1 pseudogene is annotated in these 461 nt (G+C 56.6%); it reads right to left on the bottom strand.

Annotated elements, in window-relative coordinates:
• Positions 1-27 precede the first annotated feature (27 nt).
• Positions 28-461: pseudogene (locus GR197_RS31420) on the bottom strand (LysR family transcriptional regulator); the annotation flags it as partial.

Genomic DNA, 461 nt, shown 5'->3' with positions numbered 1-461 from the left:
CCCGAATTCACCGTGAAGCCATCGATACTAGCCAGCCACGAGGCTTTGCGCCTCCTGTAATAACAGCTCGCGCATCCAGATGCTTGCAGGGTCACCGTTATGCAGCGCGGGCCATTGGATCGTTTCAGTGAACGAGGAAAGGGGCAGTGGTACCTGGACGATCCGCAGCGGAACCACTTCGGCGAAATGCCTTGCCAGCCTCATAGGGATCGTTGCTATACGGTTCGTACGCGATAGCATGGATGGAACCAGATCAAAGGTCGGCACGACAACCTCTTCGCGCCTCTTTAGACCGAGATCGAGTAAGAAAAACTCCTCGATCGAGGGCCTGCGCGCCCGTCCGAACCTCACTGTCACGTGTCCCATCGACATGTACTTCTCCAACGGGAGCCGCCGCGACAACTGTTTGTTTGTTGGACATCCGACACATACGAGCTTCTCCTCGAAGAGCGCCGCTTTGG

The sequence above is a fragment of the Rhizobium phaseoli genome (assembly GCF_010668805.1).
Classification (GTDB): Bacteria; Pseudomonadota; Alphaproteobacteria; order Rhizobiales; family Rhizobiaceae; genus Rhizobium; species Rhizobium phaseoli_A.
The sequence above is the reverse complement of the archived record's forward strand: the minus strand, read 5'-3'. Positions and strand labels throughout refer to the sequence as shown.